Here is a 16,573-nt window from a genome sequence, read left to right on the forward strand (position 1 = left end):
TCGATTCCACCACCTAGTCTAAATCATTTGGAACAAATAGTCAGGCCATAATGTGTTCCCAACTAATAATACCTTTTCTGAACATCCGGCCTGACAAATTCACTTAGTTTTTTTGTTCAAAAACTCGCTGAGCAAGGGCAAAATTTCCAATGGTCGCTGACCCATTTTCCTCAACTAACGGCATCACAATATATTGATCTAGATCGCCTAGATCAATATATCCATTAACCAATTCAGTGAATTCATGACGAACCTTCGTTAATAAGGTTGGGTTCATCACGCCACCACCAAAAATCACTTTATCTGGTCGTAGTACCATTGTTGCCTGCTCAGCTGCTTGAGCAATATAAAAAGCAATAATATCCCAAACATGATTTGTCAATGGCACTTTAGCTCCTGGAATTCCCAGTCGAGCCTCAAAGGTTGGGCCAGATGCCACTCCTTCTAAACAATCACCGTGATAAGGACAAACGCCTTCAAAATCAAGGTCATCTGGATGTCGCTTCACGTGCGTATGTCCCATCTCAGGATTACCAGCATGCCCAATAAACCGGCCATTTTCAATTGCCCCAGCACCAATACCTGTCCCCACCGTAAAGTAAACTAACGAAGTGACCTCATCATGGTGCTGTTGATAAGTAATATACTCACCAAAAGCTGATCCATTTACATCTGTAGTCCAGTACATCGGTACAGTTAAGTTCTTTTTTAAATAACCAAGGACATCGGTGTCGGACCAATTCGGCTTAGGTGTTGTTGTAATATAACCATATTTGTCAGCAGTCGGTCTCATTTCAATTGGGCCAAAGGAAGCGACTGACAACGCGGCTAAATCATCAAAACGTTTAAAAAAATCAACTGTCGTGGATAATGTTTCCTGCGGTGTTGTCGTCGGAAATACAACCCTCGCCACAACCTGGCGCCGTTCATCCCCAACAGCACAAACAAACTTGGTCCCACCAGCTTCAATACTTCCAAACAACATGTCACTTTCGCCTCATCCTATTTTTTTGTCATCCATCATTAATTTCAATGATGTTATAAGCTCGCGTATCATATAAATTACGGCTCTTCGAATATTCAATATTTTTGCCTAAACTAGTCCATACAACTTGCTCAATTTCTAAAATCGGAGTGTTTATTTTTGCACCCAAATATTTAACGTCTAAATCCATCGCTTCTGCAGCCTGGATTCGTCGCCGCGCGCCACCAAAATCAATTTTTAAATCTTCGTGCAGATACCGGTAAATAGAACCCTTAACTACCGATTCTGACAATGATGGCATCATTTCAACAGGCATATAAGTATGTTCCAAAATAAACGGTTGCCCATCTAATAAACGCAAACGAATAATATCATATAGTGGGGTCGTTGTTGCCAAGCTTAAACGCTGATAAACAATCTCTGGAACATTACTCGTGCTCGTGAAACGAATGATCTTACTCGTTACATGAGCACTGCCTTGCTGCATTGTTAAACCGTCAAACGCATTGGCTGGCGCATCACGCGATTCCAGTAAATCTGTGCCACCCAATACAATGGTGCCCAGACCGGACTTTTTAAAAATTTGCCCATCATGGGTCAAGACATCTAGAGCACGTTTAATTGTCATTTTACTAACAGAAAATTCAGAGGCTAATTCTTCTTGTTTCGGGAGTAATGATTGTGGTGGATATAAACCGTTTTCAATGCGTTTTTGAATTTGTGACACAACATATTGGTATTTTTTCATCAGTAATTTATAGCCCTTTACCTTAATAATTATCAGTCTGCCAACAAGGTGGCCAATACGATGATTATACCAATAATTGCATCCAATCGAGAACAATGATGCTGTAATCAACAATTAAACAAGGCGTCCACCGGAATGAATAACCGTTTGATACCAATAAAAGGAATCCTTTTTTAAGCGCTGCTTACTACCACGGCCTAAATTGTCTTGATCAACATAGATAAAACCATAACGTTTGCTCATTTCACCTGTACTTGCTGAAACTAAATCAATTACACTCCATGGACAATAGCCTAATAGTGGAACACCGTCTAATGTAACGGCTTGCTCCATTGCTAATATATGCCGTCTTAGATAATTAATGCGTCCTCGATCATGAATTTTCCCTTGATAATCAACTTGGTCAATGGCCCCAAAACCATTTTCAACGATAAATTGTGGCAAATGCCAGCGATCAAACATCCAGTTCATGGCGTAACGCAACCCCAGCGGATCGATTTGCCATCCCCAATCAGATTTTTCTAAATTAGGATTATCAACTAAATTATTTTGCTCGTTATAGGTGAATAAGGGATCAGTTAAGGAATGTGTTGCAAAACTCATATAATAACTAAATCCCAAATAATCAACCCGACCGGCCTGCAGTTGCCGATAGTCATCTTCTGTGATGTCCATTTGGTAATTGGCATGTTGCCAATCCAGCAATAACCAATGGGGGTAAATGCCTAAACATTGGACATCGCCATAATAAAACCGCGTTTGCATGGCCCGCTGAGCAGCCATAACTGTGGCGGGATCATCCGAATCAGGATAAATTGGAGACATATTTAACATGGCACCAACTTGCACTTGTTGGTCAATTGCATGGGCAAGTTGAACCACTTTCGCTGAAGCGACCATTTCATAGTGTGCCGCTTGAAACATTTGTTGCCGACTATTTTCATCAACAGTAAGTTGTAAACCTGAATTTTGAAATAACGGATGTGGATCTTGATAATTCGTTTGGTTGTTGATTTCGTTAAACGTCAACCAATACTTCACTTGATGATGAAAACGTTGAATAACGGTAGCCGCAAAATGAGTAAAAAAATCAATTAATTTACGGTTACGCCACCCGCCATAGACTTGGACAAGATGAAGCGGCATTTCAAAATGTGACAGGGTCACGATTGGTTCAATACCATTTTCTCGTAATCTCGTGAACAAACGATCATAAAAAGCTAATCCTGCTTCATTTGGTTCTGCTTCATCACCATTAGGAAAAATTCTAGTCCAAGCAATTGAAGTTCGAAAACAAGTTAATCCCAACTGATGAAACAATGTAATGTCTTCAGCAAACGTATGATAAAAATCAATTCCCCAGTGATTGGGATAAATTTGTCCCTTCTCAACCTTGGAGTCTATAACTCGTGGATGATTTTTGTCACCCAATCGCATGACATCAGCGATACTAACCCCTTTGCCATCGAAATTCCATGCACCCTCTAGTTGATGGGCAGCAGCTGCTGCGCCCCATAGAAAATCCTTTGGTAATTGATATCCGATTGCCTGTTGTCTCATCCTGCCAACCATTCTCTCTTTATTTCAATAAGATCTAATTATTGGATTTATTACCGGCCATCGTCTGATACAAGGCAACGATTTCTGTCGTAAGATCTTTAAAGGTAATCCCGTTCATTAACCAATCTTGGGCATGTACCATATACAGGTTCACCTCTGTGTGATGACCCTGAGCCTCCTGGGTTAATAATTTCGTTTGGACATCGTGGGCCTTCATTAAGGCCTGGTCAGCATCCTTTAATGACTGCTGGGCAGTCGTGAAATTGCCTTCTTTAGCGGCTTTAATTGCTGTCATGCAGTCATTCTTAGCATCACCGCCTTGCATAATAATGCTCATAACAATCTGCGAATATTCGTCATTCATTCCTCAAACTCCTTAATTAGTAGCTGACGCAATTAGCGCCTCTGCGGATTGCAAAACTTTGGCACCATTCATCATGCCATAGTCTTGCATATCAATAACCATCATTGGAATCCCGGCTGCATCAGTCTTTTGTTTAACATCAGCGGCCATGTAACGGACCTGCGGGCCAAGTAACAAAACATCAGGAGAAGCTGCTTCTAATTGATGATCGATATCCGATGTTGAAGTAGCAAATACCTTGTAATCTTTACCGGCCGCTGTGGCCGCATCCTGCATTTTAGAAGCTAATAGGGATGTTGACATGCCTGCCGAGCAAGCAAGTAGAATTGTTTTTTGAGCCATGATGTGTTTCCTCCTAGTCTTTTGCTGTAGTTTCACTATCATCTGTTGCTGCTTTTTGCTGTTCTTTTTGTAACAAGTAATTATCATATCGACGAGCAAATGGGAAATACATTATTACTGATACTGCTAATGTAATTGCCTGCCAAATGGCCATTTTCCAACCGCCAATCAGAAAGCCAGAAATAACAGCTGGAGTAGTCCATGGCGCGGCAACACCATTCAGTGGCGGTACAACCCCAAAATAAATCATACAATAAGTTGAAATGGCAACGAATAACGGTGTTAAGAAAAATGGAATGGCCAAAAATGGGTTCATAACCAATGGTAATCCAAATAAAAATGGTTCATTGATGTTAAAAATCGCCGGAACTAATTCAATCTTGCCAATTGATTTAAATTGTTCTGATTTAGCCATGAATACTGCGAAAATGACTAACCCAAAAGTAATTCCAGATCCAGTTAAGTTAATAAAGTTATTGTAGAATTCATTCGTAATGATATGAGCACCATTTGCTAAGGTTAGCTTCCCGGCATGATACAACACCGCATTAGCCGCAGTGTTAGGAATTAAGAACGCGCTCGCAATTGCGGCGACAATCAGACCACCATGAACTCCGAAAAACCAAAAGAACGAGACCGCAAATCCAATAACAATTGCGCCTAACAATGAATCCGAGATTCCTTGCATTGGCAATTCAAGAATTTTATAAATCAAGCTAAGTAAATCCGTATGCATCAATGTTTTTAGCCCGGCGTAAATAAACATAGATACCATTAGAATAACTCCGGCGGGAATCATTGCAGTAAATTGATCTGCCACACTAGCTGGCACTTGTTCAGGCAACGTGAATTTCCAACCAAGTTTCAACATCTTAGAATAAGATGCACCAACTAAAATACCAATGATGATGGCTGCAACCATTCCTTGACCACCGAGCCAAGTAATGTTGATTACATTGGTAATTGGTGATTTTACGAAGGTTTGTAAAACATGTGGCAGTTGGCTAACATGACTAGCTACATTATGAGCTGACATAACTGTCGAACCAGCTGTATTAAGAATCCCTGTACCACCTTTACCAATGGCGGTCGTCAATGGGCTAGTGGTTTGTAAAAGCTGCAACATTAAGAATGCTGACAACGCAGTTAGTCCTGCTGGTAAAGCCTCATAACCCTCATTTTTAACATAAACATATGCGATACCAACTACTGCCCAAATTGATAAAACGCCAAATGTCGTTGTATAAGCTTGGGTGAAAAATGCTGTCCAACCAGAAGCCTTTAGGGCATCTGCAACAGACTTGATGGGCACATTGGATAAAATCAAGAAAATTGATCCAATAATGATGAATGGTAGTGCGTAAACCATCCCATTTTGCAGCGCTTTGATGGGGCGTGTGTTCACAAACTTCATCACAGGCGGCAAAATTTTTTGATTAATGAAGCTACCAATACCCTTTTTACTTGATTCTTCTTGCATCACAGTTCATCCCCGTTCTTTTCCAATACCGATTGAAACCAGTAATACGAGGCTTTCGGTACCCGCTTTAAATCTTTTAATTCATGATTTGTGCGATTGACATAAATCATACCGTAACGTTTTTCACAATCCGCATGAGAGCTCGGAATATCAATTAGCCCCCATCCCAGATACCCCATCACATTTGCACCATCTTTAAACATGGCATCTTTCATTGCTTGAATATGTGTTCGATGATAATCAATGCGTTGTTCATCTTCAATTTGATGTTGCCCATCCCAGTGTTCTTTTAAACCAATGCCATTTTCAATTGGAAAAACAGGCACCTTGAAACGATTTGACAGATGTGTGATGATGTTGCGAAAACCTAGTGGATCAATTTCCCATTTCCAAGGGCTCTTGTTCACATATGGATTAGGTTCTGCTGCTTGATTTAAGTATCGGTTAGGTGCCGTTCCATTCGGAATTTTGTCGGCATTTAGGACCGTTGATTTATAATAACTAAATGAGAGAAAATCAGCATGCATTTTGCGCATGATTTCCTGATCCTCCACCTGAAAGTCAGCATCTATTTTTTGATTCTTAATGTAAGTTAGCACCTCTTTTGAGTAACCTTCACCGAGAAAAGCCTGACTTAAATTGTCGTTTAAAAATTCATTTAGTCGACGGGTGTAAAAGACATCCGTTGGCTTGCTACTAGCCGGATAAGCAGGTGTATATGCGATCATGCCACCTATTTTAAGTAATGGAAATTTCTGATGAAGATAAGCATCTACACGTGCATGGGCAAGCATCGTATGATGAAAAATCTGATACATATCTGTAAGCGAACGATCTCCACTTAAGTAACCGGAAATATTAAATACTTCATCAGTAAAATATAAATTATGTTCATTAAAGGTGATCCAATAAGGAACTCGATCAGCAAAATGATCAATCATTGCCTTAGCAAAACGAACGAATGCATCAATCACATGGCGTGAACTAAATCCATTGTACTTTTGCGCTAACGCTAAGGGCATATCAAAATGATAAAGACAAATCATCGGCGTAATACCACGTTTCAGCATGGCGTTCACCATTCGATCATAAAAATCAATTCCACGTTGATTAAATTTGCCATCACCATCTGGGATCACTCGCGACCAAGAAATTTGAATTCGATACATATTCAAATGCATAGACGCCATCAGGTCTAAATCTTCTTCATACAAGTGATATTCATCAATTCCATCCCGCCAATCGGTTGTATTCGCTGTCGCAGTGACAGTGTCATAGACTGATGGTCCTTTACCATCTAAATTCCAAGCACCTTCCGTTTGCATACTTGAAACTGAATTTCCCCAAAAAAAGTTTTTTGGCATTTTTCGTTCAGTCACTCAGCTCATCCCTAACTGTCTTTTGTCTGTGTCGTGATTCAGTAAGCGCTTACAGGATGTATTATACTTCTTCTTTTACACAAAGAACATGCTTTTTTAGAAAAAAGCATGTTCTTTGTGTAAAAGCCTGTCAGAATCAGTGATTCTGACAGGCTTTGTATTAACAATTTAAAATCGAATTTTTAAATTTGTGTTCCAGGCTCACTAGCAATAATTTGAACATCCCCACTAATTGCCCAATCCTTAACATCAAAAGGAATGATAAAATGCATCCCCTTTGCTAGAGCATACGGCTCTTGCCCCGGCACAATCAACTGACCATGGCCTTTTAGTACAGAAGCTAATGTGTAAGGAGCCTGCCCGCGACTAATGTGTAACTCATCGCCATTAGGTCGCCATTCATAAACGGCAAAGAATTCAGAAGCAACAAACTTCTTAATTGTCCCCTTGCCTACGTGTTTAGTGGTAATCGTTAACTGCGGATCAACATGTGGCACCGTTGTCACATCAATACTTTGTTGCTTGTGCAATGGTCGTTTTCGACCATGGGAATCCGTTCTGTCCCAATCATAAACACGGTATGTGGTATCAGAACTTTGCTGAGTCTCTAATACCATAATGCCCGCACCTAATGCATGAATCGTGCCACTAGGAACATAAAAGAAGTCTCCAGGTTTAACTGGAACTGTTCGAAACAGTTGATCCCAATGATCGTGATTAATCCAATCAGCCAATTGTTCACGCGTTTGGGCGTGATGCCCATAATAAAGTTTGGCCCCAGGTTCAGCGGCAATTACATACCAACATTCTGTTTTTCCTAATTCATGCTCATGTTCTTGTGCATAAGCATCATCAGGATGAACCTGCACGGATAAATCCTCATGAGCATCTAATATTTTCGTTAACAGTGGGAACACATCACCCTTAGCATCACCAAAAACTTCCCGATGAGTTTTCCAAATGTTGTCTAGCGTTTGTCCCTTGAACTCACCATTAACAATAGTGGCTGGGCCATGCGGATGAGCCGATATCGCCCAAGCCTCCCCAGTATGATCACTTGGTATTTCATAATTAAATCGGTCACGAAGACCAGTGCCACCCCAAATTTTTTCATGAAATACTGGAATCATAAACATCGGTTCACTCATTACGCCCACTCCTTCTCAACATTGCTAAAAATTTCACATCGGCCATAGTGTACCACAATTTAAAAAAGCCAATTACTTTTTTACGTAGTCTCATTTAAAAAAGTTCTATATAAATGAGGACGCAAATTAATAAATCGCCGGTTATTTTGCGTTGGATGAACGCGGTTCGTCAACAACACAAATCCTTGTTTTGTGACACGATCAAGAATCAAAATAGTTCCCGTATAGCCTGTATGAAATGCAACTAAATGATCTGGTGTACTGGCAGCAATTAAATTCCAACCTAATGACCGGCCAAGATTTCGCCTCGGCGTTTGGTCTGTTTGCAATAAATCACGAGTTTTAGTTGACAATACATCATCACGATCACTTAAGAACCACTGGGCAAAGGTCGTCACATCATCCAGTGAAGCAAATAAACCTGCCGAGCCACAATGTTCTTTTAAAATCGCTGCTTTAGGATCATGAACCTGTCCGCGAAGCAGTCCGTTTGGCGTCAATTCAGTGGGCACACTATCTTTAGGTTCCGGATTAAACGTTGCAGTCGTCATTTGTAATGGTAACAAGACTTGTTGGCGAATCACGGTCTGCACTGGTTGTTGATAAATCGCTTCCAAGACTAGTCCAATAAAAATTAGCCCAATATCAGTATAATGGTCACGCTGTTCAAAGGTTGGTCCTACCGATAGTTTCAATAACGCCGCTAATAGCTGATCAGCTGGCAACTGATTACGGTGGGGAATATAGCCACTGATGGCTGCCGTATGTGTTAATAAATCGCGGAGCGTCACTCGTTCATCCGACCACGCTGGCACAAAATGACGCAGTGAATCATCCACACTGATCACACCCTGCTCAACTAATTGCATGACGGCCGTTGTCGTGCCGATCACCTTCGTAAGTGAGGCTAAATCATATAACATCCCTGCGTGCAAGGGTTCAGGTTCCGGCCACCAAGCAGCCTGACCAATCACTTTTTTCTTTACACATTCATGATCGATCAATGCGTACGACGCTCCGGGAACAATATGTTCGCTCACCAACTGCTCAATCATTTTTTCCGTATGCATCCCGCTAATCACGCCACTACCCTTTCAACTAAACACATCAAGTAAACCCGCTTCTTAACTAGCCTCAAGCTTAACACATGTCGCTCGAACATCACTGCGTCCTAAATCGTTTGCCCCAAAAATTGACTGTTGTACAGCTGCGCATAAAAGCCCTTAGCTGCTAGCAGACTTTGATGTGTTCCTGTTTCCACCACGGCACCATGATTCATCACCACAATTTGATCGGCATTTTGGATCGTAGACAGCCGATGAGCCACCACAAAACTCGTTCGATGTTGCAATAAAGTGGCCATTGCTGTTTGAATTTGCATTTCAGTACGACTATCAACAGAACTGGTTGCCTCATCTAAAATTAAAATCTCTGGATCGGCCAAAAAGGCACGTGCGATGGTTAATAATTGCTGCTGGCCTTGCGAGATATTGCTAGCGTCTTGATTTAGAACCGTTTGATAGCCATCTGGTAATTGTTCAATAAATTGATCAGCTTGTGCCGCTACCGCCGCAGTTTTAACTTCCTTATCAGAGGCATTCTCACGACCATATCGGATGTTATCAGCAATCGTACCAGCAAATAACCATGTTTCTTGCAATACCATGCCGAAATGTTGCCGAATTTGGTCGCGTGTATGGTTCCGAACATCAGTGCCGTCCAAACGGATACTACCACCATCGACCTCATAAAATCGTTCCAATAAATTAATAATCGTCGTTTTGCCAGCGCCGGTTGGTCCCACGATTGCGATCATTTTATTGCGTTTCACTGCCAGATCAAATTGCTGAATCAACGGTTGATCAGCCCGATAGGAAAAATCTACCGCCGCTAGTGTCAATTTATTCGTGTCCTCAGCGACGGACGGATAATTTGCTGTTGTCTCATCCATTTCAGGTTCATCCAATACCTGAAAGATACGCTCTGCTGATGCAATGGTAGCTTGAATAGTGTTTGTCATATTGGCAATTTGGGTAATCGGTTGGCTAAATTGATTCGTGTATTGCAAAAACGCCTGCACGTTGCCTAGTGTAATACCACCTTCTGCAACTTGAATGCCACCAATGACCGCTACCATCACGTAATCAAAATTTGAAATGAAGTTCATTAAAGGAAAAATCAAACTAGAAATAAACTGGGCCTTCCAAGCTGCTTTATAATAGTGATCATTCTGTTGAGCAAAAGTTTTGATAGCTTCTGGTTCGTGATTGTAGGTTCGAACCACTGTATGCGCCGCAAAAGTCTCTTCAACTTGATCGTTCATCGTCCCTAAGGCTGTCTGTTGTGTCATGAAGAATTTTTGCGAGCGTGGTGCAACCACACGCACCACAATGAGACTCATTGGAACTGTAATTAATGCCACCAGCGTCAATGCCCAACTGATTGACAACATCAGTAACAATACACCGATAAAAGTTACAGCTGATGTAACGATCTGAATAAAGCTCATTTGGAGCGTCCCGGCAATATTATCCATGTCATTAACCGCACGTGACATGATGTCCCCATTATTATGGGTATCATAATATTTGATCGGAACACGTGACAATTTGGCTTTGAATTCTCGCCGCAATTGATAAACCACCCGCTGAGAAATCCGCGTCATGACGATCTGCTGAACGATCGAGAAGATTCCGGAGACCGCGTATAAAATGCCCGTCTCTGCTAAAATTTTAGCAATTGCGGACATATTAATTGCAATTCCAGTCCCCGGATGCTGACTTGCCTGCGTCACGCCAGCATAAATTAAGGTCGTGGCATTTCCTAGCAATTTAGGGCCAAAAATAGATGTAATAACAGAGATGAGCGCCAGGACAACCGAAACAATCAGGCCAATTCGCCATGGTTTTAGATAGCTGAATAACCGTCTAGTCGTCGGCCAAAATTGCGTTGGATGTTCTGTCGGTCGAGCAAATTGATTACCATGTCCCGATCCTGGATTACGCATTAGGCTCACCTCCTTCTCGAATTTGTGAATCAATAATCTCGCGGTATGTCTGATTTCGTTGCTTCAGTTGTTCATGGGTCCCAGCATCAAGCAGTCGACCATGATCGAGTAATAGAATCAAGTCTGCATTAACTACCGTGGAGATACGTTGAGCAACAATCACAGTAACCGCTTGTTGCACCTGGTGATCTGCTCTTAATGCCTGTCGCAACTTTGCGTCCGTTTCAAAATCCAAAGCGCTAAAGGAATCGTCAAAAATATACACACTAGCTGGTTTTAAAATGGTGCGGGCAATGGCCAGTCGTTGTCGCTGCCCACCTGAATAATTACCACCGTCTTGCTCAACTGGGGCATCAAGCCCACCCTGGGCTTTAATAAAATCATCCGCTTGAGCAGTCGCTAGGGCCGCCCACAACTGTTCATCTGTTGCGTTCGAGGCTCCGTAGATCAGATTACTACGAACAGTTCCACTAAATAACACAGCCGTCTGTTGATTTAATGCGACCTGGTTGTGCAGCGCCGTCAACGTCAATTGACGAACATCAACCCCATCAACTGACACAGCGCCATCACTGACTTCGTATAACCGAGGAATTAAATTAATTAGTGAACTTTTCCCAGCGCCAGTGCCGCCGAGAATTGCAATCGTCTGCCCCGCGTGGGCAGTAAAAGAAATATCCGTTAAAGCTGGCCGGCCAGCATCAGGATAACTAAATGAAACGTGATCAAACGTAAGGCTTGCTGCGGCCTTATCCGTGTTAGCCTTACTACCGTCTTTAATATCTTGGACGGTTCCCAATACAGCCTGAATTCGAGTTGCCGAAGCTGAAGCCCGCGGAATAAAAACAAACATTCGTGACAACATCATAAAGGCCATCAGAATTTGCGTCGCATAGGTCATAAAGGCAACCAAGCTCCCAATTTGCATCTGGTTAGCACCAATAATTTGAGCGCCAAACCAGATGATCGCAATTTGTGAAGCACTTAAAATCAGTGTCATGATTGGAAACATCAGGCTAACCAATTCAAAGGCACGCGTACTTGTGTTCGTTAAATCCTGGTTGGCGTCATTAAATCGTGTCCCTTCGTACCCATCGCGATTAAAAGCCCTAATGACACGTACGCCAGTTAAACCTTCTCGTAAAATCAAATTAATCCGATCAGTTTTACCTTGAATACTACGAAATAGGCGAACAGAGGCATGTTGAATCAAATACACGACTAACGCGAGGATCGGCAAAACCACCAAAAATATTAACGTTAGCTGCTTGTTCTTTAAGTAAGCCATGATTCCGGCCCCGACGAGATTAATTGGCGCCATAATCATCATTCTCAGCATCGTCACGGTTACATTTTGAACTTGGGTAACATCGTTAGTGGTTCGCGTAATCAGTGACGCATCACCATAATGGTCAAAATTTGCATTGCTCATATAGGTCACGCGATTGAACAAATCTCGACGCAAGTCACGGCCCATCCGCATCGATTGGGTGGCCGCAAAGTAAACATTTCCAGCAGCAGCTGCGACACCCACCAATGAAACGATTAACATGATGATCCCAGTTTGCCAGATATAAGCCAAGTTATGCTTGGCAACCCCGAAATCGATTATATTGGCCGTAATTGTTGGTAAAAATAAATTACAGGCTGCCTGAACAATTAAAAATAGCAAAGCCCCGATAAATCCCCACCAGGCAACATATCGGCTAGCTAGTTTAAACATTAGCTGCCACGCTCCTTTCGATAAACGTCTGCTAACAGTATCTTGCTGACCGTTAATAGATTCAAGCAATTCGCCACGCAACTTTTAACGACCACTTAAATAAAACTCAACACTCCGCCGCTGAACATTAACCGCACCCTGTGGATTGGCGTATTTTGGTAATTAGTCAGACTGCGTTAGGCACAAAAGTCAGACTTATGGAACTCGACAAAAAGAGTTCGCACCAAAAATCAAGGCGAACTCTTTTAAAAAAATTGTTGTAATTAATCGTTGGAATAATTTTGCTTAACGATTGGCAGCATGCTGACTGGCAGAATCGAAGCGTTTTTGAAACCAGCCAAGCACCCCGTCAGAAATAATGGCCATTAGCGCGGTTGGCAAAGCACCAGCTAAAATGATTGCACCGCCATTCGTCGCATTGGTTCCGCGAATAATAATGTCGCCAAGTCCACCTGCCCCAACGAACGATCCAATCGCAGTAATTCCAATCGCTAAGACCAGCGCGTTACGAATTCCAGCCATAATAACCGATAAGGATAATGGAACTTCGATGTAGCGCAAGGTTTGTAGCCGCGTCATCCCCATCCCCTTACCAGCGTCAAGCACATCTGGATTTACGTTTAGCATACCTGTGTAGGTATTCTTAATAATCGGCAACAAAGCGTATAAAAAGACCGTCACGATAACTGTATTGACGCCCAATCCAAGGCCTAACATCAGCACTGACAACATTGCCAGTGAAGGAATCGTTTGAATGACATTGGCTACGCCGATCACCCAATCACTTAGACGCCGGTAGCGCGCAATAAAAATCCCAATCGGGATGCCCACTATCGCTGCAAACAACACCCCGTAAATTGAAATCAAAAAGTGACGGTTAAATTGGCTAAGCACATAGAGACCATTGTGTTGAAAATAGTAAATTAATTGTTCCCATAAATTCAAATGGTTCATCGCCTTACCTCCCGTCAAAATAGTGATTTTGTTTTAAAAAGCGTTGAGCAACTGTCGCTGGCTCTTCCAAGTTGTTATCAACTTCATAATTCAGCCGTTGCATGGTTTTCAAATCAATTTTCCCATTCAATTTAGCCACCACTTGCTTTAGCTTAGGATATTTCTTTAAGGCCGCATCATTGACAACGGCGCTACAGTCATATGGTGGAAAGAAATTCCGATCATCCTTTAGTACTCGTAACCCATAACTATTGATCCGTCCGTCTGTAGAATACCCCAGCACTGCATCCATACGACCATTAGACAATGCACTGTAGACTAACCCGATTTGCATATTATAGACATCACCAAATTTATACCCGTAAACACGTTGAAAGTCTGCATAACCATCCCCGTGTCGATTCTCCCAAATCGGATCAATACCGACCTTCATTTTGCTGGCTATCGGTTGTAATTGACTCACATTACTAACATGATGCTCCTTTGCAAACTTCTCCGTGACCATCCACGCATACGTATCAGCGAATCCATAACTTGGGAAGTATGTCATATGATAATGGGTTTTAAAATAACGATGTACGTATGCATCAGTTTGTGCAGGTGTCATTTTTCGATTGATCTTTTTACCCATGATGGATTCAAGATCCGTCCCCGTGTATCGCGTCGAAGTTAAATCGGCATCGTTACGCTTCTGAGCGTTAAACGTCACGTTACCGGAACCTAGATTTGCAATAATCGTTGATTTATATGACGTATCGTGTTCAATCAACGCCTTTAACATCTCAGCCATAATTTGCGATTCCGTCGTCGACATGGCCGCAATTCGTACCGTCCCCGTTGACGAACTATTTAGTCCAGGAAAACCACAGCCACTTAACAATAGCAGGCCACTTAAACCCAGCAACACCAGTGAAAACAGTTTCCTTCGCAATCGTTTCATGCTTGGTCACCTCCGTCCTTAGTTAAGACGGTTGGCGTTACCCAAGCTTCAACACGACCCAACAGAAAATCAACAATTAACGCCAACAAAATAACGGGAATTGAACCACCCAAAATTAAATCTGGACGATACAAATTCAATCCATTAAAAATGAAATCACCTAAACCGCCGGCCCCAATATATGAAGCCAATGTGGCCCAAGCAATTACATAAGTCCCTGACAATCGAATCCCAGCCATGATAACGGGAGCCGCCAACGGGAGTTCCACTAAACGAATGGATTCAAGCTGGCTCATGCCCATGCCCTTAGCGGCATCTAACACACTAGGATCCAAGCCCTCTAAACCTAAGTAAGTGTTACGCAAAATTGGCAAGAGTGAATAAATGAATAGCGCCACGATAGCTGGTTTGGACCCAATCCCAAAGATAGGAATCATCAGGGCCAACAACGCCATTGCTGGTACCGTTTGTAACACACTAGCTAAACCAATAATCCCACCGGCTATTTTTTTGAACCGTGTTAAGAGGACACCCAATGGCACCGCAACTAACACACCCAAGCCCAAGGAAATGCCAGAGATGTAAAGGTGCTGCCAAATTTTGACCAACAATTGTCCGCCAAAATTTTGAAAGAATGTCATCACTGTTGATCACCTGCCTTTTGCTCATCGGTGTGATCGTTATCCAGAGCTTCATCCGTAAACAGTGCATCATAGACGATGTCCACGAGTGCAGCCCGCGTCACAATTCCGACTAAGCGTTGGTCATTATCGACAACCGGCACGTTCTTATAGCCATATTTCAGGATTCGTGAGACGGTATCTCGAATAACTGCATTTTCGTTCACATAAAAAATTTTGGTGTTTGCTACAGATTTTATTGGCGCTTTAGGGTTATAACGTTCACTAAAGGATTCGATGTCAACAAACCCCGTCAAACGATGATCTTTATCTGTTACCAATAGTGTATCAACGCGGCGATCATGCATCAATTTTAGGGCTTTTGACATTGGTTCAGCACCAGTCACTGCCACGGGGGTCTTCAACATAACTTGACCAACTGTCGTAATGCTAGGCTTAGCTTGAATCAAACGTTCGCGCCCAATTAGCTCTTCCACAAAATCATTTGCGGGATGTTTGAGAATTTCTTCTGGGGTCGCAACTTGAATCGTCTCACCATGAGACATCACCACAATCCGGGTCGCTAATTTCAACGCTTCATCCATATCATGGGTCACAAAGACAAACGTCTTGCCTGATTCTTGTTGCAAATTCTTAACTAAGTCTTGTAATAATTCTCGTGTCACCGGATCAAGCGCACTGAATGCTTCATCCATCAAAATGATATCTTGATCAGCAGCCAGTGCTCGGGCAACACCAATTCGTTGTTGCTGTCCGCCGGATAGTTCCGCTGGATAACGATCCAAGAAACTTTCAGGCAACTCAACCAAATTGATCATTTCTTTAGCTCGTTGATTACGTTTATCTTCCGGCCATTTTAATAGACGAGGCACTAAAGTGATGTTGTCACGGATCGTCATATGCGGCAATAAACCAATATTCTGAATCACATATCCGATTCGTCGCCGCAATTGAACTGGGTTCATCTGGGCAATGTCTTTACCGTCAATCGTAATCTCACCAGATGTTTGGGTTAACATGCGATTAATCATCCGCATGGTGGTCGTTTTTCCTGATCCAGATGTACCAATAAAACAAATAAATTCACCACGTTCTACTTCTAAATTAAAATCCGCCACTGCGACCTTGTTACCAGGATATGTCTTATTCAGATGGCTCATTTTTAAAAACATGTTTATTTCCCAACTCCTTGTCTAAATCACCCTAATAATGCTATTTATAATAGTGACCGGCTAATTGCCAGCCTGATCCCGCTTTGCTTTACTCAATACCGTAACGTTTTTTCGCTAATTATTGCAAATC

15 protein-coding genes are annotated in these 16,573 nt (G+C 42.2%); all 15 read right to left on the reverse strand.

Annotation, left to right across the window (positions count from 1 at the left end; translation table 11 throughout):
• Nucleotides 1–103 precede the first annotated feature (103 nt).
• The 15 genes from scrK to ACKTR2_RS06620 all read right to left on the reverse strand — a co-directional run bounded on the left by scrK (nucleotide 104) and on the right by ACKTR2_RS06620 (nucleotide 16,443).
• A complete protein-coding gene (gene scrK, locus ACKTR2_RS06550) occupies nucleotides 104–985 on the reverse strand; it encodes a fructokinase ScrK (protein ID WP_407883750.1) in 882 nt (293 codons plus the stop codon).
• Nucleotides 986–1,013: 28 nt separating this feature from the next.
• Nucleotides 1,014–1,733 carry a GntR family transcriptional regulator gene (locus tag ACKTR2_RS06555; protein ID WP_407883752.1) on the reverse strand — a complete coding sequence of 240 codons (720 nt, stop codon included), beginning with the start codon at nucleotides 1,731–1,733 and terminating at the stop codon, nucleotides 1,014–1,016.
• Between the two features lie 114 nt (nucleotides 1,734–1,847).
• On the reverse strand, nucleotides 1,848–3,293 hold the full coding sequence (locus ACKTR2_RS06560) for a 6-phospho-beta-glucosidase (protein WP_407883754.1): 1,446 nt from the start codon (nucleotides 3,291–3,293) through the stop codon (nucleotides 1,848–1,850).
• A 34-nt stretch (nucleotides 3,294–3,327) separates the two neighbouring features.
• A complete protein-coding gene (locus tag ACKTR2_RS06565) occupies nucleotides 3,328–3,657 on the reverse strand; it encodes a PTS lactose/cellobiose transporter subunit IIA (RefSeq protein WP_407883756.1) in 330 nt (109 codons plus the stop codon).
• Between the two features lie 12 nt (nucleotides 3,658–3,669).
• Entirely contained in the window at nucleotides 3,670–3,999 is a 330-nt protein-coding gene (locus ACKTR2_RS06570) for a PTS sugar transporter subunit IIB (protein ID WP_407883758.1), read from the reverse strand.
• A 13-nt stretch (nucleotides 4,000–4,012) separates the two neighbouring features.
• Nucleotides 4,013–5,479 carry a PTS sugar transporter subunit IIC gene (locus ACKTR2_RS06575; RefSeq protein ID WP_407883760.1) on the reverse strand — a complete coding sequence of 489 codons (1,467 nt, stop codon included), beginning with the start codon at nucleotides 5,477–5,479 and terminating at the stop codon, nucleotides 4,013–4,015.
• On the reverse strand, nucleotides 5,479–6,858 hold the full coding sequence (locus tag ACKTR2_RS06580) for a glycoside hydrolase family 1 protein (protein WP_407883762.1): 1,380 nt from the start codon (nucleotides 6,856–6,858) through the stop codon (nucleotides 5,479–5,481). The genes ACKTR2_RS06575 and ACKTR2_RS06580 overlap by 1 nt, the downstream gene beginning before the upstream one ends.
• A gap of 182 nt (nucleotides 6,859–7,040) precedes the next feature.
• Nucleotides 7,041–8,006, reverse strand: a complete 966-nt coding sequence (locus tag ACKTR2_RS06585) for a type I phosphomannose isomerase catalytic subunit (protein ID WP_407883764.1) — start codon at nucleotides 8,004–8,006, stop codon at nucleotides 7,041–7,043.
• A gap of 80 nt (nucleotides 8,007–8,086) precedes the next feature.
• A complete protein-coding gene (locus ACKTR2_RS06590) occupies nucleotides 8,087–9,076 on the reverse strand; it encodes a serine hydrolase domain-containing protein (RefSeq protein WP_407883766.1) in 990 nt (329 codons plus the stop codon).
• Nucleotides 9,077–9,177: 101 nt separating this feature from the next.
• Nucleotides 9,178–11,013 (reverse strand): ABC transporter ATP-binding protein, encoded by a 1,836-nt coding sequence (locus tag ACKTR2_RS06595; protein WP_407883768.1) that lies wholly within the window; start codon nucleotides 11,011–11,013, stop codon nucleotides 9,178–9,180.
• Nucleotides 11,006–12,736: an ABC transporter ATP-binding protein gene (locus ACKTR2_RS06600; RefSeq protein WP_407883770.1), complete on the reverse strand. Its 1,731-nt coding sequence runs from the start codon at nucleotides 12,734–12,736 to the stop codon at nucleotides 11,006–11,008. Before ACKTR2_RS06600 ends, ACKTR2_RS06595 begins: the two co-directional genes overlap by 8 nt.
• A gap of 285 nt (nucleotides 12,737–13,021) precedes the next feature.
• Nucleotides 13,022–13,690, reverse strand: a complete 669-nt coding sequence (locus ACKTR2_RS06605; RefSeq protein ID WP_407883772.1) for an ABC transporter permease — start codon at nucleotides 13,688–13,690, stop codon at nucleotides 13,022–13,024.
• 4 nt (nucleotides 13,691–13,694) lie between these two features.
• Nucleotides 13,695–14,630, reverse strand: coding sequence for an osmoprotectant ABC transporter substrate-binding protein (locus ACKTR2_RS06610; protein WP_407883774.1), 936 nt, complete (start codon nucleotides 14,628–14,630; stop codon nucleotides 13,695–13,697).
• A complete protein-coding gene (locus ACKTR2_RS06615) occupies nucleotides 14,627–15,274 on the reverse strand; it encodes an ABC transporter permease (RefSeq protein WP_407883776.1) in 648 nt (215 codons plus the stop codon). Before ACKTR2_RS06615 ends, ACKTR2_RS06610 begins: the two co-directional genes overlap by 4 nt.
• Complete coding sequence (locus tag ACKTR2_RS06620; RefSeq protein WP_407883778.1) at nucleotides 15,271–16,443, reverse strand: betaine/proline/choline family ABC transporter ATP-binding protein; 1,173 nt, start codon at nucleotides 16,441–16,443, stop codon at nucleotides 15,271–15,273. The genes ACKTR2_RS06615 and ACKTR2_RS06620 overlap by 4 nt, the downstream gene beginning before the upstream one ends.
• Nucleotides 16,444–16,573: the final 130 nt, after the last annotated feature.

The sequence above is a fragment of the Furfurilactobacillus curtus genome (assembly GCF_045862785.1).
GTDB classification, from domain to species: domain Bacteria; phylum Bacillota; class Bacilli; order Lactobacillales; family Lactobacillaceae; genus Furfurilactobacillus; species Furfurilactobacillus curtus.